Here is a 19,549-nt window from a genome sequence, read left to right as displayed (position 1 = left end):
TTGGCCTCCTCGTTGGGCCTACCTGAGCTGCCGGCCCGAAACGGGCCGTAGGAAGCCCAAGCTATGAGGTGGCTGTCACTCTCCCGTGTGGGAGCCGTTGAGCGACCGTCACAGCGGCGTCACCGGAGTTTTCACGTCCGAGGTCGCACATGGAGTTTGCCGCACGTCACTGCGGTGGACGGGCGCTCTGGACCCGACAGAACACCACGCGCCAGAATGCGTCACCAACGGTCAAGGCCCACTGCGGATCCCGAAATCGTCCCGCCGGCAGTCCCGCCGATGTGGCTTTGATTCCATCGTTATGGCCGGCAAGCGAGATCCCGGCTCCCTAACTACTGAAAGCCATACTCACGGATTAACGTCCGCGTGGCGCGGTCAATGTGCAGTTCGAGCGACCGGCCGCCACCTGGAACAGGATTTCTTTCGTCATCTGCATGTATGGCGTACACCACGGCGAATCGGCCGTCAGAGGTCACGCCGTGGTCTTCTAGTCGAAAGTCGCTCGGCTGCCATGCTTTTTCTTTTTGCAGATACTCCGTCGCTACGTGTGTAATTGCGTCCCAGTCGGAATCGCCTGACGACCTAGAAGAAGTTGTGTTCATGGGTCCTTCAGTCAGCACGTTGCTTTACGGGAAAGGAATGAACTTAGTACCGTCGTGGGTCAGGATAATCCCCGGCACTTTGGCTTCGGCATTCTGCCATGCAATATCTGCGGGACTCGGTCCGCTGCCGTACCCCTCAGCGTCGGTATTCGGATGGGTATGGAACCACGCAACAACGCGCTGGGTGGCCGAGTCTGTCGGCCTGGTGCCGACGATTGGACCTAGCCCGTCTCTCGAACCACGCGGAACCCGCTTGACTGAGCGTTTTCCGGTAGTCGGGTCTACGAGAATCCACCCGCCCTGCTCGTGCTTGGTGCTCCCCGGCTGGCCCCGATGAACCTCGCGAGCGTTGGGGTTCGATTCGTTCCAGGCCTTCACCAGATTCCACGAGACAACCGAATCTCCAACAATGGCGTCTAAGGCAGAGGGAGCAGGTGCTGGAGTCGGTGCGGGTGCAGGTTGCCGCACGTTGCAGTCATGGTCCTGGTGTAGGTCGCTCATCGCCGTGCCGACTGGGTCCGCACCAACCCGGCTAGTTTGGCTGACTGCCCCGTCTTCTGGTTCGTCGCCCTCCATGGTGTTGGCCTGGCTGCGCGGCGCGACGCAAAGATTCTGGTCTGGTCCGTCCCTGTCGCACTGTCTTTGTGGCCCTCGAACGGGTAACTGCGAGGGCCGGGCCGCAGCCATGGTGCGTCGCCCGCGCGAGACCTGTGTCACGGACGGCGGCCATGCGGGCCCTGCATATGCGTTTCGGGCTGGGAGTGCTGCTCGTTTCGCTGACACGGGCATGTGTGTCACAGCTTGGGTATACATCCAGAACATCACCGTGGCGTCACGGCGCAGTGTGGTCGGAGGCAGTGACGGTGCGGTGACGTCGCATTCACGCCTCCGGCCCAGGCTTGTCTGATGGATTCTCAGCCGCTGGTGTCGTGCATCATGCCGACATATGACCGGCGGCGCTTTGTGGTTCGGGCCATCCGCTATTTCCTGAATCAGGGCTATGCCAACCGCGAACTCGTTATCGTCGACGACGGCGCGGATTGCGTGGCCGATCTGGTGCCGACCGATTCGCGGATCCGTTACATGCGACTTCCCGACCGCCACACGATCGGCGACAAGCGCAACATCGCGTGCGAGCAGTCGAACGGCGAGTTGATCGTGCACTGGGACGACGACGATTGGTCAGCGCCGTGGCGCCTTGAGTATCAGGTCGACATGTTCAAAAGCCAGGACGTCGACATCTCCGGATTGAGGGCCCTCTACTTCTGCGATCCGGCGGCCGGCCGCGCGTGGCGCTACGAATACCCGTGTGGCCGGCGCCCGTGGGTTGCCGGTGGCACGTTCTGCTACCGGCGCCAACTCTGGGAGCAGGCACCGTTCGCAGACACCAGCTTCGCGGAGGACAACAGTTACCTTTGGCAGGGCCAACCCAAAAATGTTGGAGTGCTTGAGGACTCGTCGTTCTACGTGGCACGGGTGCACACGAGTAACACCTGTCGCAAAGATATAAACGACGCCTGGTGGCATCCGACACCGGTGCAGGAGGTTGCCGCGTTGGTGGGATCAGACTGGGAGGTCTGGGCCGCGCAGTCGCTCTAGCCGCGCTGGCATTCTCATTTGTGCTTCCACCACGAGCGGCCGCTGCGCTCGTTGGCCCTGAACAGGGTCACCACCGTCGGTCCCGTGCGGAGACGGTCAATCCATTTCGGTTGGTAAAGAAGGTAATTGAAACTTCCCATCTCGTAGTCGACCTGGTCGTACGCGCGGGATAGTTCGCGGACCATGTCTTGGAGGAACTCCAGGACGGTCGCGTAGTCGCCCCCGATGACGCCGCAGTTGAGCAGCTGTAGATTGCGTTGGGTGGCAATCCAGTTGGCGTAATAGGGATGGTGTTGTGCCAGCCAGGGGTTGGCGATCGAGTCGGGTTCGTATCCGGCATACAGCACGCCTGGCGTCATCTCGTCCCACGGCTGCCGCAGCATCTCGACGTCCGTGCCGTCGGTCAGCCATACCCAGTTCGCCGGATGTTCGCGCAGGTACCGCAGGGACACCAGCCACCGCTGGAAATACGGGTTTTTCCAGCCTTTTTCGGTGAGTACAAACTCAAGTGTCCGGTCACCAGGGGCGATGTCAGGCGGCATCTCATCTACCAGAACCACGGGGTCGCCGCCTGCGATGGACTCCGCCCAGCGGCGGACGAGTTGGGAATTGACTGTCAGCCTGACACCGCGTTGGGGGTCGGTGGTAGCGGTAAGAAGCTGTGTTACAACAATATTCGGTCGATCTCGGTATTCGATGTAGGAAGCACTGTCTTTGCGTGCCTCGGCTAGTGGACGATTGCATTTCAGCAGCTGCGCGCGGGTGCTTAGGGGAATGGTCCCGGTCCCTGTCCGGGCGCGGTCGATCGAGTACCAAATGCGCTCACTGCCAACGACATCCTGAAAGGCGAACGTGGTGAGGCCGGCGTTGTTGATGCGGCGGCTGTACTCCAGATGCTCCTCCATGCCGAGCCCGAAGACCGGGTCAAATCCGCCGACCTTCTCCACCACGGCTCGAGTCAGATACATCGCGCAGCCGCGGGAGTGACTGAATGCGCGCATGCGGCCGTCGTGGTAGATCTCATTGCAGTCGCCGACGGGTCCGCCCGTCTCCCAATGCGTGAAGATGTAGCTGTAATGCTGTTCGTCGCCGCAAACATATGGCGCCCACCAGTTTTCAATAATCGGGTAGCAGTCGTCATCCAGCAGGAAGAAGTGGTTGGCCGTCGTCTGCATGCACAGTTCGATGCATTTGTTCTTGGCTCGTGGTATGCCGACGTTCTCCTCGAACCTGAACCAGTCGTGCCTGTCCCGGTAGGGCGTCTCGTTGGCGACCGGTGGATCGCTCGCGTCGTCCACTATGAACACGGGCAGCGTGGGTGGTGTTACCAGTTCGATCTGCTTAAGCGTTTGAGCCAGGACTTGATGTCGATTACGGGTGGTAATCGCGATTGCCACATCCACGCCGGTTGCAGGTATGTCGCCGCGCACGTAGTCGACACCGTCGATCTGGACCCTCATGATGTGTGCCGGTCGTCGTGGATCCGCGAATCGGCTGGCAGCGTATCCGCTACGGAACCCGCGCCGGCGCCAACGTCAGCGATGACTAGTTCCGGGTTGGGGCGTAGAGGGCCCATGTGATCAAGGGTCGGCTAGGGACGTGTTGGTGGCGTCACCATGCCGTCACCCGGGGGCGCTGCTAAGGCCCTGTCCCCTGTCAACCGATCCGGGGCGCTCGCCGCCACGACGACGACCGCGGTGTGCGCACCGAGATCGCGCACACCATCATCGCCTCGTTGGATGACAAGCCCGTCGACGCGCACGACGCCCACCTGCGCCTGCTGTCACACCTGCTCATCGAACCAGCCAGCGAGGAGCTCTAGCAGGGCAGGTCACCCGGTGTGTAGTAAGGCACTCCGGCCGGGGTGTAGCACGGTGGTCGGCCGGCCGCAGCCTGCGCTTCGGCGTCCATCGGCTCGGCGGTTGCGATCCCGGCGGCCGCGGCGCCGACTGCGGCGTCACGGGCGATGTCCGTGCAGCCGCCGACGCTGACGTGCCGTCCACCCATGTCGCCACACACGTCTGCATGGGCGGCCGGGGAGATGGCCACCGGCGCTGCCGCGGTGGCTAGGAAGACCAGGAATGCTGCTGCAGATTTCTTCATTTCCAACCTCTTTCCTGTTGGGCCCGGCCTGCTGAAATTGTTGTGCCCGGGCGCCGTTCACGGAAGTGAAATCGCCGAATTGAGGTGTGGCGAGGCCAGTCGGACCTGCAGCGGCCTGGCGATTGTGGCCCCGGGAACAAATCCGGCACAACCCCCGTTGAACGCATCGACACCAAGTTGAGTGGACCAGACTCAAGTATCGCTTGACAGGCAGCCGCCGCGGAGAGCAAGCTTGAGCGCAGTTCGCTCAGATCACTTAACCATGTCTATTCAGGAGGCATCACTATGGCTCGTGCGGTCGGTATCGACCTCGGGACCACCAACTCTTGCGTCGCGGTTCTGGAGGGTGGCGACCCTGTCGTCGTCGCCAACTCCGAGGGCTCCCGCACCACCCCGTCGGTCGTCGCGTTTGCCCGCAACGGCGAGGTGCTGGTCGGTCAGCCCGCCAAGAATCAGGCGGTGACCAATGTCGACCGGACCATCCGTTCGGTCAAGCGCCACATCGGCTCCGACTGGTCGGTGGACATCGACGGCAAGCACTACACCGCGCAGGAGATCAGCGCTCGTGTTCTACAGAAGCTGAAGCGCGACGCTGAGGCATACCTCGGTGAGGACATCACCGACGCCGTGATCACGGTCCCTGCGTACTTCAATGACGCCCAGCGTCAGGCCACCAAGGAAGCCGGCCAGATCGCCGGTCTGAACGTGCTGCGTATCGTCAACGAGCCGACCGCAGCTGCGCTGGCCTACGGTCTGGACAAGGGCGAGAGGGAACAGACCATCCTGGTCTTCGACCTCGGTGGCGGCACCTTCGACGTCTCGCTGCTGGAAATCGGTGAGGGCGTCGTCGAGGTCAAGGCCACCTCCGGTGACAACCACCTCGGTGGCGACGACTGGGACGAGCGGGTCGTGCAGTGGCTGGTCGACAAGTTCAAGGGCACCAGCGGCATTGACCTGACGAAGGACAAGATGGCCATGCAGCGGCTGCGGGAAGCCGCCGAGAAGGCCAAGATCGAACTCAGCTCCAGCCAGAGCACCTCGATCAACCTGCCGTACATCACCGTCGACGCGGACAAGAACCCGCTGTTCCTCGACGAGCAGCTGACCCGCGCCGAGTTCCAGCGCATCACCCAGGATCTGCTCGACCGCACCCGGCAGCCATTCAAGTCGGTCATCTCCGACGCCGGTATCTCGGTCTCCGACATCGACCACGTCGTGCTCGTCGGTGGTTCCACCCGGATGCCCGCGGTGACCGAGTTGGTCAAGGAACTGACCGGTGGCAAGGAGCCCAACAAGGGTGTCAACCCGGACGAGGTCGTGGCCGTCGGTGCCGCGCTGCAAGCCGGTGTGCTCAAGGGTGAGGTGAAAGACGTTCTGCTGCTTGACGTCACCCCGCTGTCCCTCGGTATCGAGACCAAGGGTGGCGTGATGACCAAGCTGATCGAGCGCAACACCACCATCCCCACCAAGCGGTCCGAGACCTTCACCACGGCCGACGACAACCAGCCGTCGGTGCAAATTCAGGTCTTCCAGGGTGAGCGTGAGATTGCGGCGCACAACAAGCTGCTCGGCTCCTTCGAGCTGACCGGTATCCCGCCGGCCTCGCGCGGCGTGCCGCAGATCGAGGTCACCTTCGACATCGACGTCAACGGCATCGTGCACGTGACCGCCAAGGACAAGGGCACAGGCAAGGAGAACACGATCAAGATCCAGGAAGGCTCCGGCCTGTCCCAGGAGGAGATCGACCGGATGATCAAGGACGCCGAGGCGCACGCCGAAGAGGACAAGAAGCGTCGCGAAGAGGCTGACGTCCGCAATCAGGCCGAGTCGCTGGTGTACCAGACGGAGAAATTCGTCAAGGACCAGCGCGAAGCTGAGGGTGGCTCCAAGGTTCCCGAAGAGACGCTGACCAAGGTCGACGGTGCCATCGCCGAGGCCAAGACCGCGCTCGCGGGCACGGACATTGCTGCCATCAAGACCGCGATGGAGAAGCTGGGCGTTGAGAGCCAGGCCCTTGGTCAGGCGATCTACGAGGCCACGCAGGCCGAGCAGGCCGCGGGTGCTCCCGGTGCTACCGGTACTGCTGACGACAACGTGGTGGACGCCGAGGTCGTCGAGGACGATCAGGAGCACAAGTGACACGTCCGGAAAACGGCGGCGAGGAACCGCAGGAGCCGGTGACCATCACCGACAAGCGGCGCATCGATCCGGAAACCGGCGAAAAGCGTGAGGGCGTTTCGGCGTCGGCCCCTGAGGGGTCGGCGCCGGAGGCCCCGGCTGCCGCTGCGTCCGACGAGGCGGCCGACGAGGCGGCCGAACTGAAGTCGACGTTGCAGCGGGTCAAGGCCGAGTACGACAACTACCGCAAGCGTGCGGTGCGTCAAGAGCAGGCCGCGGCCGAACGGGCCAAAGCCCTTGTCGCGCATCATCTGTTGCCGGTTCTCGATGACCTTGATCGGGCCCGGGCCCATGGTGACCTGGAGTCAGGACCACTGAAGTCGGTGGCGGACAAGCTTGCTGCCGCGCTCGGCGCGGTCGGTCTGAGTGCGTTCGGCGCCGAAGGCGACGAGTTCGATCCGGCGATTCACGAGGCAGTTCAGCATGAAGGCGACGGCACCAACCCGGTGCTCGGAACCGTGATGCGCCAGGGCTACCGGCTGGGTGAGCAGGTGCTGCGCCATGCGCTGGTCGGGGTCATCGATGCGACACCGACCGGAGTTCATCCGGATGAGGCAACAGATGGGCCCGACACGCCCGCCAATGCCGACACCGCGACTGAACAGAAACCAGAATCAAACGAGTAACCAAGCGACGCTGAGGAGGTGACGCGACATGGCTCAACGTGAATGGGTCGAGAAGGACTTCTACAAGGAACTCGGCGTCACCTCTGACGCCACCAAGGATGAGATCAAGCGTGCCGCGCGCAAAGTGCTCGCTGACAATCACCCGGACCGCAATCCGAACAATCCTGCAGCCGAGGAGCGTTACAAGGCCGCGACCGAGGCCAAAGAAGTTCTGACCGACGACACCAAGCGTGCCGAATACGACGAAACCCGAAGGCTTTTCGCCAACGGTGGGTTTGGTCGCAGGTTCGGTAGCGGCGGAGGTGGCGGTGGTTTCGGTGGATTCAGCGGGGACACTGCCGAATTCAACCTGGGCGACCTGTTCGACCAGGCCGGCCAGACCGGCGGCGCCAACATCGGTGACCTGTTCGGTGGGCTGTTCGGTCGGGGTGCACAGCAGCCTCGGCCCAGTCGTCCGCGTCGTGGCAACGACCTGGAGACCGAGACCGAACTCAGCTTCCTGGAAGCCACCAAGGGCGTGGCGATGCCGCTGCGGCTCACCAGTCCGGCGCCGTGTACCAACTGTCATGGCAGTGGGGCCCGGCCGGGTACCAGCCCGAAGGTCTGCCCCAACTGCAATGGGGCCGGCGTCGTCAACCGCAACCAGGGTGCCTTCGGATTCTCCGAGCCGTGCACCGAATGCCGCGGCAGCGGCTCGATCATCGAGCAGCCGTGTGATGAGTGCAAGGGCACCGGCGTCACCACCCGGACCCGCACCATCAACGTCCGGATCCCACCGGGAGTTGTTGACGGTCAGCGGATTCGGCTGGCCGGACAGGGCGAAGCCGGGCTGCGCGGGGCCCCCTCGGGCGACCTGTACGTCACCGTCCACGTCCGACCCGACAAGGTGTTCGGCCGCGACGGAGACGACCTGACCGTCACCGTTCCGGTGAGCTTCCACGAATTGGCTTTGGGCACAACGCTTTCAGTGCCGACTCTGGAAGGCAAGGTCGGGGTGCGGGTGCCGCGAGGCACCTCTGACGGCCGCATCCTGCGGGTACGTGGCCGCGGTGTGCCCAAGCGTGGCAGCGACGGGCATGGTGACCTGCTGGTGACGGTGAAGGTCGCGGTGCCGCCGAACCTGGAAGGTGAGGCTGCTGAGGCGTTGGAGGCGTACGCAAAGGCCGAGCGGGCCAGTGGATTTGATCCGCGGGCCGGTTGGGCAGGGTCCTTGTGAGTAATCGACGTAAAGCCGATGACGCCCGGACCTTCCTGATCTCGGTGGCTGCCGAGTTGTCCGGCATGCATGCCCAGACGCTGCGGACCTATGACCGGCTTGGGCTGGTCATTCCGCAGCGCACGGCAGGCGGTGGCCGGAGGTACTCGGAGCACGATGTCGACCTGCTGCGCGAGGTTCAGCGGCTGTCCCAGGACGAGGGCGTCAACCTCGCAGGCATCAAACGGATCATCGAGTTGACCAACCAGGTCGAGGCGCTGCAGGCTCGGTTGGCCGAGATGAGCGCTGAACTGGATCGGGTGCGCAAACCCAGCACCGCGCTGGTGCTTTGGCAGCCACGGACCGGTTAGCAGTAGCTCGCTTTCTCGACGAGAACCGATATGTCCCCGCACGCTCGGCGTGTCGGGGACATTTCTTTTCCTGCGAGCGACGCTAAGCGACTGTGATGCTGAACCGGCTCACCGCCGGTTGACCTGAGGCGACGCGGTAGCCGCCGCGGCGCAGTGCATCGGTCGGCGCGGCCATCGGCTCAAAACAGACCACAGTCTCCGCGGGCGGCGCGTAGATCTGAGCCGCCGGGTAGCCGGCCTCAAACCGGACCTCGAGGCGACGGTCACCGCCCGTCACCGCGAACACGGCGCCGTCGGGCACCTGGTCGAAGCCGTCGTCGTAGGAAGAAGTTCCCAGTTGAGAGCGGCCGCCGGGCCACGGGGCATGCGCGCCGGTGGGCAAACCGTGGTCATCGACCGGCAGGTGCCGCATCGCCGGGGTATCGATGATCCAGTCCTGGCGTGGCACACCGGGAATGGTCAGATACGGGTGGTAGCCGAAACACAACGGCACCGGCGTGGAGGTGGCCGGCTCGATGGTTGTTTCGATGCTCAGCGTACGGTCGGCCAGTGTGACGGACTGAATCAGCTTGTGTGGGAAGGGGAATGTCGCCATCAGGTCCGGCCGGCCGGCGAAATCCAGTTCGGCGGTCAGGGTATTGGTGGTCTGGTCGGTGACCAGCCAGCCGGGGTCGGCGGCCAGAGTGCCGTGGATTGGTGAGCCATGTTCGTCCACGTGGACGCCGCCGGTGCCGGGGTGCACCGCCACCACCGTTCCGTTGACGTCGTAGCTGTTGGCGCTCAGGCGGTTTGCCCACGGATACAGCAGCGGTATGCCAAGGGTCTTGGCGTTGGTCAGGTAGGCGTCCAGCCCGCGACGCTGACCCAGGAACTCTGCATCTCCGTCGGCCAGAGAGGTGCCGATCATGCCCGCGGCGGGGATGAAAGTGGTGGTCAAGGTCGACGACGGATCGGTCAGTACCACCGCGTCAAGCTTGGGCATCGTCGTTCCCTCTCCGTCAGGGTGTCAGCGGGTCGTGTTGAATGCGTTCTGGCGGAGCACCTTTGTCGATCAAGGCGGCCTTGGTCGCCTCGACCATCTTGGGGCCGCCACACAGCAGAATCTGTCGGTCGCCCCAGTTGCCGTAGCGGGTCACCACGTCGGCGAGCTTTCCGATTTGTCGGACATGCAGGCCCCGCGGTGGTTGCACATCGGGATAGTCTCGCGCCCACGCTGGATCGGTCGAGTACTCGGATACCGGCGTCACCGAAAGCCAGGGGTTGCTGGCCGCGATCTCCCACAGCGTGCGCAGGTCATAGAGATCGCACGGGTAGCGGCCGCCGAAGAACAGGTGCACGCGCGGGTTAACCGCCTGCCGGCATAAGTCCATGATCAGGGTCCGCAGTGGCGCCAGCCCCGTGCTGCCCGCGACCATGAGCACGTCACCGTCGTCTCGGTCGAGGTGCAGTCCGCCGTGCGCATTCGACAATCGCCAGCGGTCGCCGGGCCGGGTTTCGTTGACGATCGTCGTGCTGATCATTCCGCCACTGACCGAGCGGATGTGGAATTCGATTGCGCCACTTGGGTCCGCGGGCATGGACGGGCTCAGGTGGCGCCAGCGTCGTGGCCATTGCGGAATCTGAACCGTGACGTATTGGCCGGGGTGGTAGGGCAGTGGTATGTCGAGCTGTAGTCGCACCACCGATACGTCGCGGGTGACGCGCAAATGCTCGAGCACGGTGCCGTCGTGGTACGGCTGGCCCAGTTCGGCTTCAGCCGAGCCGCGCATGATGCCGGCGATCAGGTCCACAGTGTGAATGGTGGCCTCGGCCACCCGGTCGTCCCACTGATCGCCTAGCTTGCTGCGCAGCGTTGTCACCAGCGCGGCTTGGATGCCGGCGTAATGCTGTGGCGTCACACCGTATTTGCGGTGATCCCGGCCCAGTTGGGCGAGGAAGGTCACGAGTTGCTCGGCCCGTTGCTCGATGAGTTCGTTCACCACCCAGCACAGAGCTTGACCGAAGGCGGTGCGCTGGCCTTCGAGATCGGGTGGGAACAGGTCGCGTGCGGACAGGTCATCGGCGAACCATTCTGCATAGAAGCGCCGGATCACCTCGTCGCCGCCGTGCTGAGGGTCGATCGCGGCGCGCAGGATCATCAGCGCTTCGCGGTCATCGAGTCCCACGCCATCGGAGTGTAGGGGAGGCGCGGTGCGCAGGTCAGAAGTCTTCGAAGCGGTTTTGTCCCAAGGTGCCGACGAAGGTGGGGCCCTGCACGTCGAGTTCGCGTCGGTGCGCGTCAGCCCATGTTCCGTACGGTTGATGCGCCAGGTATTCGTTGCGGAACCTGTCGTCCTCGGACACTTCGGTGACGCAGAACGCCGGTATCGATAGGTCGACCACTGGTCCACCGCGTTCCACCTCGGCGAGCATCAGCGGGGCGTTGCCGCCGAGAAATCTGTCGATGATCCAGCCGTCCTCGCCCAGCCACACCGAATACCGGACTTTGGTGATCACGTGTTCGGCTCGCTGCACGATCTGCCCGGCGACCACCGGATCGAGTTCGCGTTCGGCTTCGTAGCGGGTGCTTCCGATGGCCGGGCCTTTGGCCGTCATGGTGCCGATCGATTCGTCGCCGAGGGCCTCGACGAGCTCGCCCGGCGGGCGATCCAGTTCAGCGGGGGCGGGCCCCTGGACGCGGACGCGCACCGCGTATCCGTCTGCTGCGAACAGGTAAGCCTGCACGATCAGGGCGGGACTCGGGTCTGAGGCTGTGACAGCAGGCAGTTCGCGGACGAAGAATTTCCGTTCGAACTCGAAATCGCCGAAGCCGGATTCGGGCATGGGTAGACCGTAGTCCGCCTGACCTGGCTCGGTGGGTGCTGCGCGGATTTTCCGCTGCCGTATTCGGCTACAGGTGATGAATACCCTTGTACACCATCAGTAGTCCGATCGCGATCACGATCGCGGCCACCAGCGCCTTGTGCTGACGGTGCAACCAGACTCCGAGTCGTTGGACCGCCGGATCCAGGTGCTTGCCGACTGCGACATAAGTCAGCACCGGGATGGCCACCGAGCTACCCGCCACGATGGCGAAGAACAGAATGGCCATCGCGGCTTCCTTCGGGGCCAACTGGTCAGTGTCGATGGTCAGGCCCGCGGCGATGCACACGAGCATCACCTTGGGATTCACCACTGCCAGCACCTGGGCGGTGGCGAAGGCCCGTTTGGGTGTGGCAGTGCTCAACCGGCGCATCCACTCCGGTTCGTGGGCGGTGGGCTTTCGGGTGATCCAGCGGTAGCCGCCGAAGGCGATCAGCAGTGCGCCGATCACGATGCGTATCCAGGACGCGAGGGTCGAGGGCTGGCCGAAATGCGGTATCAGGCTGGCCAGTTGGAGGAATACGGCCGTCAGAATGGCGCTGGCCAGCAGCCAGCTGATCAGATAGGCCAGTGCGGTGGTCCGGGGCCGGGGTGCCTGCAGAATGATTACCGCGGGAATGATCGACAACGGCGATAGCGAGATCACCAGCGCGAGGGGGATGAGTTCGGTGAGGACCGACGCCCAATCTGGCATCACTGCGCCCTTCGTCTAGCGCTGCCGGGCGCCTGACCCGTCACGCGCTGTGCTGTTTATCTAAGCCTTCGGGCGTGGCGGTGCGTGCGTCGGCCGGTAAAAATTTCTAGACTTGAGCGGAACAGACTCAACCTTGACGGCGTTAGTAAAGGCGACAAGCATTTTCATGCAGCGACCCGTCCGGGAGCTGCCCACCCAAGAAAGGGAGGTGTCGTGGACTCGTTCAACCCGACCACGAAGACTCAGGCGGCGCTGACCTCGGCGTTGCAGGCGGCTACTGCCGCCGGAAACCCGGAAATTCGTCCGGCCCATCTGTTGATGGCATTGCTGACCCAGAACGACGGCATCGCCGCGCCACTGCTGGAAGCGGTCGGCGTCGACCCGGCCGTCATCCGGGCTGAAGCTCAGCGGCTGGTTGACCAACTGCCCAGCGCCACCGGTGCTAACTCGACACCGCAACTGTCCCGTGAGTCGGTCGCTGCGTTGACTGCCGCGCAACACCTGGCCACCGAGATGGACGACGAGTATGTCTCCACCGAGCACCTGTTGTACGGCCTGGCCAGTGGCGACTCCGATGCCGCCAAGATCCTGACCAACCACGGCGCTTCCCCGCAGACCCTGCGGGAGGCCTTTGTGAAGGTTCGCGGCAGCGCCCGGGTCACCAGCCCGGATCCCGAGGGCACCTACCAGGCTTTGGAGAAGTACTCGACCGACCTGACCGCGCGGGCTCGCGAAGGCAAGCTCGACCCAGTCATTGGGCGCGACAACGAGATTCGCCGCGTCGTGCAGGTGCTGAGCCGCCGCACCAAGAACAACCCAGTGCTGATCGGTGAGCCCGGCGTCGGCAAGACCGCCATCGTCGAGGGCCTGGCCCAGCGGATCGTCGCCGGCGATGTCCCAGAGTCGTTGCGTGACAAGACCGTTGTCAGCTTGGACCTCGGGTCCATGGTGGCCGGTGCCAAGTATCGCGGTGAGTTCGAGGAACGCCTCAAGGCCGTTCTCGACGACATCAAGAACTCGGCCGGACAGGTCATCACCTTCATCGACGAGCTGCACACCATCGTCGGCGCCGGGGCCACCGGCGAATCCGCGATGGACGCCGGCAACATGATCAAGCCCATGCTGGCCCGTGGCGAGCTGCGACTGGTGGGCGCCACCACGCTCGATGAGTACCGCAAGTACATCGAGAAGGACGCCGCACTGGAGCGCCGGTTCCAGCAGGTGCTGGTCGGCGAACCATCGGTCGACGACACCATCGGCATCCTGCGCGGACTCAAAGACCGCTACGAGGTGCACCACGGTGTCCGCATCACGGACTCCGCGCTGGTCGCGGCGGCCACGCTGAGTGACCGCTACATCACCAGCCGCTTCCTGCCGGACAAGGCCATCGACCTGGTCGACGAGGCCGCGTCCCGGCTACGCATGGAGATCGACTCCCGCCCGGTCGAGGTCGATGAGGTCGAGCGGCTGGTCCGTCGCCTCGAGATCGAAGAGATGGCGCTGTCCAAGGAAGAGGACGCGGCGTCGAAAGATCGGCTGGAGAAGCTGCGCTCGGAGTTGGCCGACAACAAGGAGAAGCTGGCTGAGCTGACCACCCGGTGGCAGAACGAGAAGAACGCCATCGACACTGTCCGCGAGCTCAAGGAGCAGCTGGAGCAGTTGCGCGGTGAGGCCGATCGGGCCGAACGCGACGGTGACCTGGCCAAGGCCGCCGAGCTGCGATACGGCCGGATCCCGGCCGTCGAGAAGCAACTCGACGCCGCGCTGCCAGTAGCCGAAGCGCGCGAGAACGTCATGCTCAAAGAGGAGGTCAGCCCCGACGACATCGCTGATGTGGTGTCGGCGTGGACGGGCATCCCGGCCGGCCGGATGATGGAAGGCGAGACCGCCAAGCTGCTGCGCATGGAGGACGAGCTTGGCAAGAGGGTCATCGGCCAAAAGAAGGCGGTGCAGGCCGTCAGTGACGCGGTGCGTCGCGCCCGTGCGGGCGTCGCCGACCCGAACCGTCCGACGGGCTCGTTCCTGTTCCTCGGCCCGACCGGCGTCGGCAAGACTGAGCTGGCAAAAGCGTTGGCGGACTTCCTGTTCGACGACGAGCGCGCCATGATCCGCATCGATATGAGCGAGTACGGCGAGAAGCACTCGGTGGCCCGTCTGGTCGGTGCTCCTCCCGGCTACGTCGGTTACGACGCGGGCGGTCAGCTGACTGAGGCGGTGCGCCGTCGCCCGTACACGGTGGTGCTGTTCGACGAGGTCGAGAAGGCTCACCCGGACGTGTTCGACGTGCTGCTGCAAGTGCTCGACGAAGGCCGGCTGACCGATGGTCAGGGCCGCACGGTCGACTTCCGCAACACCATCCTCATCCTGACGTCCAACCTCGGAGCGGGCGGCGATGAGGAAGTGGTGATGGCTGCGGTCCGGGCCAAGTTCAAGCCCGAGTTCATCAACCGCTTGGACGACGTGCTGATTTTCGACGCGTTGGACCCCAGCGAGCTGGTGCAGATCGTCGACATCCAATTGGCTCAGCTGCAGAAGCGGCTGGACCAGCGCCGGCTCACCCTCGAGGTGTCGCTGGAGGCCAAGAAGTGGCTGGGCGAGCGCGGCTTCGATCCGATGTACGGAGCCCGGCCGCTGCGCCGGCTGGTGCAGCAGGCAATCGGCGACCAGTTGGCCAAGATGCTGTTGGCCGGCGAGGTTTACGACGGCGACGTCGTGCCGGTCAACGTGTCGGCCGACGGCGAAAGCCTGGTCTTGGGCTGACGGTTTTCCGCCGACCAAACACTTATGTCCCCGCACGCACGGCGTGTCGGGGACATGAGTGTTTGGTCACCCAGGAGCCGGCCACCCAATTAATCAGCTTGTGACCTGAACGAGTTCGGGCATTTCGCTCCAAAGCAAGTAGGCTTGGCCCGATGGTCCCGCTTTGGTTCACGCTTTCCGCGCTCTGCTTCGTGGGTGCGGCGGTGCTTCTGTACGTCGACCTTGACCGCAAACGCGGCCTGGGCCGGCGTCGTAAGTCGTGGGCGAAGTCGCACGGATTCGACTACGAACACGAGACTGCCGACCTGGCCAAGCGCTGGCGTCGCGGCATCATGTCGAACGTCGGTGAGAACGTGCACGCGCGCAACGTCGTGCTCGGCCAGATTCGCGGCGAGGCGGTCTTCATCTTCGACCTCGACGAGGTCGCGACGGTGATCGCGCTGCACCGCAAGGTCGGCACCAACGTCGCCGTCGACATGCGGCTGAAGGACATCCCAGAACCCCGCGAGAACGACATCTGGCTGCTCGGTGCCATCGGCCCGCGCATGGTCTACTCCACCAACCTTGATGCCGCTCGCCGCGCCTGTGACCGTCGCATGGTCACGTTCGCCCACACCGCGCCCGATTGCGCAGAGGTGATGTGGAACGAACACAACTGGACGCTGGTATCCATGCCGATCACCAGCACCCGGGCGCAGTGGGACGAGGGTCTGCGTACCGTGCGGCAGTTCAACGATCTGCTGCGGGTGCTGCCGCCCATTCCCCAGCGGGGCGAGAACAGCGTCACCGGCCAGGCCGTCGCCCGGCGCGGCGGTTCGCCGAGTCGTCCGATCAACGCCGGCCCCATGCGCCAGGCCGAGCTGCCTGCAGGCCGCAGCCACCAGGCCCCGGGGCGCAACGACGTCGGCCGCTACACCCAGTTCGCCCAGGCACGTAACGGCAGCCCGGCGCCGAACTACCAGCGTTAGCGCTGGCCGTCTCTAGGGCGCGACGAGCTGTCCGCGCCCGACAAGTAACCTTGGCCGCATGTCACGACCCGTCGCTCTGATCACCGGGCCGACTTCCGGACTCGGCGCCGGCTTCGCCCACAGGTACGCCGCCGACGGTCATGACCTGGTGCTGGTGGCCCGCGACGCCGAGCGGCTGGAGCAACTGGCCGGCGAACTTCGCGCCGAGGCGGGTGTCGCCGTCGATGTGCTGCCGGCCGATCTCTCGGTTGCCGCCGATCGGGAACGGGTCGCCAAGCGGCTGGCCGACGGCGTGCAGGTCTTGGTCAACAACGCCGGGTTCGGCACATCGGGTGAATTCTGGAGCGCGCACTACTCGCTGCTGCAGTCGCAGTTGGACGTCAACGTCACGGCCGTGATGCAGCTGACCCACGCCGCCCTACCGTCGATGCTGGATGCTGGCAAGGGCACCGTCATCAACGTGGCCAGTGTGGCCGGCCTGCTGCCGGGCCGTGGCTCGACCTATTCCGCGTCCAAGGCGTGGGTCATCGCCTTTTCCGAGGGGCTGGCCAACGGGCTTGAAGGCACCGGTGTCGGGGTGCACGCCCTGTGCCCGGGCTTCGTCCACACCGAGTTCCACGAACGCGCCGGTATCGACATGGCCGGAACGCCGTCCTGGTTCTGGCTTGAGGTGCCCGACGTCGTTCGTGACACCATGGCTGCCGTTGCCAGCGGTGAGGTCGTCATCGTGCCGGGCCTGCAGTACAAGGTGCTGACCACCGCCAGTCGGTTGGTTCCGCGCGGCCTGGTGCGCGCCGCGACCAAGGTGGTCGGCCGCGGCCGGGGGCGCACGTGAGGAGGTTGGCCGGCCTGCTCGCAACCTTGCTGACCAGCGTCTTGGTCGCCTGCTCTGGTGGCGCTGCCGCGCCGAACTCATACAGTGCGGTCAGCGCCAAGCTGGGGGAGTCCCAGGAGCTGTCCGGCTGGAACGTCGCGGTCACCAACCTGCGGTTCGACGCCGACTACGTGCTGGTCGATGTGGATATGGCCGCGGCCAAAAGCGGTGGCGAGCACGTCAAAGCGACGTCTTTGCGATTCGGCCTGTATGGCGCGCTGGCGCACCCGATCGAGTCGAACGTCATCGGCGGCTGTACCGGAGTACCCAACCTGAAGATCAATCCGGCCACCGCGCAGAATCCTGACAAGGTAACGGGCACAGTGTGTCTGGGGCCCATGCGGGATCACTCCCAGGTGCGCGGGGTGTACCTGTATTCACCAGATGACCGGATCAAAGACAGCACCGTCGCCTATCCGGCGGCTTTCCCGGTCGGTGTGGTGCCGACCAACGAGACCGACACCGGTCTGATGCTCAAAACCACCAGCGTGGATGGCTTCCGGGCCGACGGGGCACAACTGAATCAGATGGCGCTCGGTGACCCGACCGCGTTCTCCGGCCAGGGCTACATGTTGCTGGGCCTTGAAATCACCGGTGTGGCAAGCAAATACCGTGACGCCTCGGCCAAGCGAGGGGGTCCGCTGATGATCCTGGCGGGCCCGACGTTGCCGCCGCCGGGGCTGTCCCACGCATGCGATGTGTACGGTGCCTCGCTGCTGGTGCTGCCGGATTCGTCGTTGAGCGCCATTTCCACCCGCGCGTCGTTGTGCACCCAGGGCGACATCAACCAGGCGCTGCTGTACGCCACCATCTCTGTGGTGGGAACACATGCGGCGGTGTGGATTTCGCGTGACTGATCTGCCCGGACCGACGGAGTGGGGCGAGACGCCCGGCGTCGGTCCGTGGCAGGGGCCGGCTCCGACCAACGCACGCTACGACCCTGAGTTGCTGCGCGACGGGGATACCCGCAATGTGGTTGACGCATACCGGTATTGGACCCGCGAGGCGATCATCGCCGATATCGATACGCGTAGGCACTCCCTGCACGTGGCGATCGAGAACTTCGGCAATGACGCCAACATCGGTGCGGTTGTCCGTACCGCCAATGCTTTTGCGGTGCACACCGTGCATATCGTCGGGCGCCGACGGTGGAATCGACGGGGCGCCATGGTGACCGACCGTTACCAACGGTTGATGCACCACGATAGCACCGCCGACCTGTTGGCTTTTGCTGCGGACGCCGAGCTGACCCCGGTTGCAGTGGACAATGTGCCCGGTTCGGTCCGGCTGGAACGGACGACGTTGCCGCGGAATTGCCTGTTCATCTTCGGTCAAGAGGGTCCCGGAATCACCCCTGACGCAAAAACTGGCGCGCTGATGACGGTGTCCATCGCGCAGTTCGGCTCGACCCGCAGTATCAACGCGGCAGTTGCTGCGGGAATCGCCATGCATAGCTGGATCACGCAACATTCCGACTTGGAGCGGGCCTGGTAGGGCAGGATGGTCAGCATGGATCAGCTATGGGCTAACCGTGCGGCCAGCGCTGAAACGGCCGTGAAGAATCGGCACATCCGAAGACTGTGTCAGGTTCCGGGCACACAACTGGGCGTGGTCGCCTGGCCGGCCACCCGGTCGGAGCGCATGTTCAAGAACTGGCACTACTGGTGGCAGGCGCATCTGTTGGACTGCATGGTCGACGCGCAGGTGCGGGACCCCCAGGAGCAGCGCGTTACCGATATCCAACGGCAGATCCGTGGACATCAGCTGCGCAACAACGGTTCCTGGACCAACAACTACTACGACGACATGGCGTGGCTGGCGTTGGCGCTGGAGCGGGCCGGTCGATTGGCCGGGGTGCAGCGGCCCAAAGCACTGACGAAATTGTCCGAGCAGTTGCTGACCGCATGGGTGCCCGAGGACGGTGGCGGCATCCCATGGCGCAAGCAGGACCAGTTCTTCAACGCCCCGGCCAACGGGCCGGCCGGTATTTTTCTGGCCCGATATGACCGGTTGCGCCGGGCCCAGCAGATGGCCGACTGGATAGATGACACGCTGATCGACCCGGAGACTCATCTGGTGTTCGACGGTCTCAAGGCCGGATCGCTGGTGCGGGCTCAGTACACCTACTGCCAGGGTGTGGTGCTGGGTTTGGAGACTGAACTGGCAGTGCGCACCGGCGAACCGCGTCATGCCGAGCGGGTTGACCGGTTGGTGGCTGCGGTACGCGACAACATGGCCCCCGAGGGTGTGATCGTGGGGGCCGGTGGCGGTGACGGCGGACTGTTCGCCGCAATCACCGCCCGCTACCTGGCCTTCGTGGCGACCACCCTGCCCGGCGACTCGGACGAGGCCGAACATACTCGGCAAACAGCCCGTGACCTGGTGATCACCTCAGCGCAGTCGGCGTGGGACTACCGGCAGACCGTCGACGGCCTGCCGCTGTTCGGGCCGTTCTGGGATCGCAACGCCGACCTGCCCAAGGCCGCTGGTGCCGATAGTGCGAAAACCGTTGACGGTGCGGTGAATTCGTCTCAGCTCCCGGAGCGAGATCTGTCGGTGCAGGTGGCCGGGTGGATGCTGATGGAGGCCGCGTATACGTTGACTGCCGAGGCTGAAGCTGAGGCCGAACCCACGGACGCCGCACCGACCGTCACTGAAACCGACGCTGAGCCAGATGCTGAAGCCGAACCCGAGGCCGAACCCGCTGAGGAAGCTGA

Annotated in this window: 16 protein-coding genes and 2 pseudogenes; 12 read left to right on the top strand and 6 right to left on the bottom strand. The window is 64.5% G+C overall.

Going from position 1 to position 19,549, the window contains the following annotated elements; genetic code table 11:
* Nucleotides 1-1,508 precede the first annotated feature (1,508 nt).
* The gene (locus M2432_RS04160; protein ID WP_280825491.1) at nucleotides 1,509-2,201 is read left to right on the top strand and encodes a glycosyltransferase family A protein; all 693 of its coding nucleotides are present in this window, start codon (nucleotides 1,509-1,511) and stop codon (nucleotides 2,199-2,201) included.
* Between the two features lie 14 nt (nucleotides 2,202-2,215).
* On the opposite strand, the gene M2432_RS04155 is transcribed toward M2432_RS04160, so the two are convergent.
* The gene (locus M2432_RS04155; protein ID WP_280825490.1) at nucleotides 2,216-3,661 is read right to left on the bottom strand and encodes a glycosyltransferase; all 1,446 of its coding nucleotides are present in this window, start codon (nucleotides 3,659-3,661) and stop codon (nucleotides 2,216-2,218) included.
* 224 nt (nucleotides 3,662-3,885) lie between these two features.
* Between M2432_RS04155 and M2432_RS04150 the strand changes: the two are divergent.
* A pseudogene (locus M2432_RS04150) lies at nucleotides 3,886-4,005 on the top strand (2,3,4,5-tetrahydropyridine-2,6-dicarboxylate N-succinyltransferase); the annotation flags it as partial.
* 14 nt (nucleotides 4,006-4,019) lie between these two features.
* On the opposite strand, the gene M2432_RS04145 reads toward M2432_RS04150, so the two are convergent.
* On the bottom strand, nucleotides 4,020-4,304 hold the full coding sequence (locus M2432_RS04145; protein ID WP_280825489.1) for a hypothetical protein: 285 nt from the start codon (nucleotides 4,302-4,304) through the stop codon (nucleotides 4,020-4,022).
* Between the two features lie 285 nt (nucleotides 4,305-4,589).
* Between M2432_RS04145 and dnaK the strand changes: the two genes are divergently transcribed.
* Genes dnaK through M2432_RS04125 form a run of 4 tightly spaced genes read left to right on the top strand, consistent with a single transcriptional unit; the run spans nucleotide 4,590 to nucleotide 8,674 of the window.
* A complete protein-coding gene (gene dnaK / locus M2432_RS04140) occupies nucleotides 4,590-6,443 on the top strand; it encodes a molecular chaperone DnaK (RefSeq protein ID WP_280825488.1) in 1,854 nt (617 codons plus the stop codon).
* The gene (gene grpE, locus M2432_RS04135; RefSeq protein ID WP_280825487.1) at nucleotides 6,440-7,108 is read left to right on the top strand and encodes a nucleotide exchange factor GrpE; all 669 of its coding nucleotides are present in this window, start codon (nucleotides 6,440-6,442) and stop codon (nucleotides 7,106-7,108) included. The genes dnaK and grpE overlap by 4 nt, the downstream gene beginning before the upstream one ends.
* A 28-nt stretch (nucleotides 7,109-7,136) precedes the next feature.
* The gene (gene dnaJ / locus M2432_RS04130; RefSeq protein ID WP_280825486.1) at nucleotides 7,137-8,324 is read left to right on the top strand and encodes a molecular chaperone DnaJ; all 1,188 of its coding nucleotides are present in this window, start codon (nucleotides 7,137-7,139) and stop codon (nucleotides 8,322-8,324) included.
* The gene (locus M2432_RS04125) at nucleotides 8,321-8,674 is read left to right on the top strand and encodes a helix-turn-helix domain-containing protein (RefSeq protein ID WP_280825485.1); all 354 of its coding nucleotides are present in this window, start codon (nucleotides 8,321-8,323) and stop codon (nucleotides 8,672-8,674) included. Before dnaJ ends, M2432_RS04125 begins: the two co-directional genes overlap by 4 nt.
* A gap of 82 nt (nucleotides 8,675-8,756) precedes the next feature.
* Here the strand turns inward: M2432_RS04125 and M2432_RS04120 are convergent, their stop codons facing one another.
* From M2432_RS04120 to M2432_RS04105, 4 genes are all read right to left on the bottom strand, one after another.
* Nucleotides 8,757-9,656: an aldose 1-epimerase gene (locus M2432_RS04120; RefSeq protein ID WP_280825484.1), complete on the bottom strand. Its 900-nt coding sequence runs from the start codon at nucleotides 9,654-9,656 to the stop codon at nucleotides 8,757-8,759.
* A 16-nt stretch (nucleotides 9,657-9,672) separates the two neighbouring features.
* Nucleotides 9,673-10,839 (bottom strand): FAD-binding oxidoreductase, encoded by a 1,167-nt coding sequence (locus tag M2432_RS04115; RefSeq protein WP_280825483.1) that lies wholly within the window; start codon nucleotides 10,837-10,839, stop codon nucleotides 9,673-9,675.
* Nucleotides 10,840-10,873: 34 nt separating this feature from the next.
* Nucleotides 10,874-11,497, bottom strand: a complete 624-nt coding sequence (locus M2432_RS04110) for a hypothetical protein (protein WP_280825482.1) — start codon at nucleotides 11,495-11,497, stop codon at nucleotides 10,874-10,876.
* 67 nt (nucleotides 11,498-11,564) lie between these two features.
* Nucleotides 11,565-12,230 (bottom strand): GAP family protein, encoded by a 666-nt coding sequence (locus M2432_RS04105; RefSeq protein WP_280825481.1) that lies wholly within the window; start codon nucleotides 12,228-12,230, stop codon nucleotides 11,565-11,567.
* A 213-nt stretch (nucleotides 12,231-12,443) separates the two neighbouring features.
* On the opposite strand from M2432_RS04105, the gene clpB reads away from it, so the two are divergent.
* The 6 genes and pseudogenes from clpB to M2432_RS04075 all read left to right on the top strand — a co-directional run.
* Nucleotides 12,444-14,990 (top strand): ATP-dependent chaperone ClpB, encoded by a 2,547-nt coding sequence (gene clpB / locus M2432_RS04100; RefSeq protein WP_280825480.1) that lies wholly within the window; start codon nucleotides 12,444-12,446, stop codon nucleotides 14,988-14,990.
* Between the two features lie 152 nt (nucleotides 14,991-15,142).
* Entirely contained in the window at nucleotides 15,143-15,958 is an 816-nt protein-coding gene (gene ttfA / locus M2432_RS04095; protein ID WP_280825479.1) for a trehalose monomycolate transport factor TtfA, read from the top strand.
* Between the two features lie 58 nt (nucleotides 15,959-16,016).
* Nucleotides 16,017-16,793 (top strand): SDR family oxidoreductase, encoded by a 777-nt coding sequence (locus tag M2432_RS04090; protein WP_280825478.1) that lies wholly within the window; start codon nucleotides 16,017-16,019, stop codon nucleotides 16,791-16,793.
* Nucleotides 16,790-17,689, top strand: coding sequence for a hypothetical protein (locus M2432_RS04085; protein ID WP_280825477.1), 900 nt, complete (start codon nucleotides 16,790-16,792; stop codon nucleotides 17,687-17,689). Before M2432_RS04090 ends, M2432_RS04085 begins: the two co-directional genes overlap by 4 nt.
* Nucleotides 17,682-18,326, top strand: a complete 645-nt coding sequence (locus tag M2432_RS04080; protein WP_280825476.1) for a TrmH family RNA methyltransferase — start codon at nucleotides 17,682-17,684, stop codon at nucleotides 18,324-18,326. The genes M2432_RS04085 and M2432_RS04080 overlap by 8 nt, the downstream gene beginning before the upstream one ends.
* Before the next feature lie 15 nt (nucleotides 18,327-18,341).
* A pseudogene (locus tag M2432_RS04075) lies at nucleotides 18,342-19,433 on the top strand (glycoside hydrolase family 76 protein); the annotation flags it as partial.
* Nucleotides 19,434-19,549 lie beyond the last annotated feature (116 nt).

The sequence above is a fragment of the Mycobacterium sp. OTB74 genome (assembly GCF_029892685.1).
GTDB lineage: Bacteria > Actinomycetota > Actinomycetes > Mycobacteriales > Mycobacteriaceae > Mycobacterium.
The sequence above is the reverse complement of the archived record's forward strand: the minus strand, read 5'-3'. Positions and strand labels throughout refer to the sequence as shown.

What these genes read in the sequence shown, in the direction of transcription:
- M2432_RS04160 (WP_280825491.1), top strand. Translation starts at nt 1,509, where the DNA reads ATGGATTCTCAGCCGCTGGTGTCGTGCATCATGCCGACATATGACCGG.
- M2432_RS04155 (WP_280825490.1), bottom strand. Translation starts at nt 3,661, where the DNA reads ATGAGGGTCCAGATCGACGGTGTCGACTACGTGCGCGGCGACATACCT.
- M2432_RS04145 (WP_280825489.1), bottom strand. Translation starts at nt 4,304, where the DNA reads ATGAAGAAATCTGCAGCAGCATTCCTGGTCTTCCTAGCCACCGCGGCA.
- dnaK (WP_280825488.1), top strand. Translation starts at nt 4,590, where the DNA reads ATGGCTCGTGCGGTCGGTATCGACCTCGGGACCACCAACTCTTGCGTC.
- dnaJ (WP_280825486.1), top strand. Translation starts at nt 7,137, where the DNA reads ATGGCTCAACGTGAATGGGTCGAGAAGGACTTCTACAAGGAACTCGGC.
- M2432_RS04120 (WP_280825484.1), bottom strand. Translation starts at nt 9,656, where the DNA reads ATGCCCAAGCTTGACGCGGTGGTACTGACCGATCCGTCGTCGACCTTG.
- M2432_RS04110 (WP_280825482.1), bottom strand. Translation starts at nt 11,497, where the DNA reads ATGCCCGAATCCGGCTTCGGCGATTTCGAGTTCGAACGGAAATTCTTC.
- M2432_RS04105 (WP_280825481.1), bottom strand. Translation starts at nt 12,230, where the DNA reads ATGCCAGATTGGGCGTCGGTCCTCACCGAACTCATCCCCCTCGCGCTG.
- ttfA (WP_280825479.1), top strand. Translation starts at nt 15,143, where the DNA reads ATGGTCCCGCTTTGGTTCACGCTTTCCGCGCTCTGCTTCGTGGGTGCG.
- M2432_RS04090 (WP_280825478.1), top strand. Translation starts at nt 16,017, where the DNA reads ATGTCACGACCCGTCGCTCTGATCACCGGGCCGACTTCCGGACTCGGC.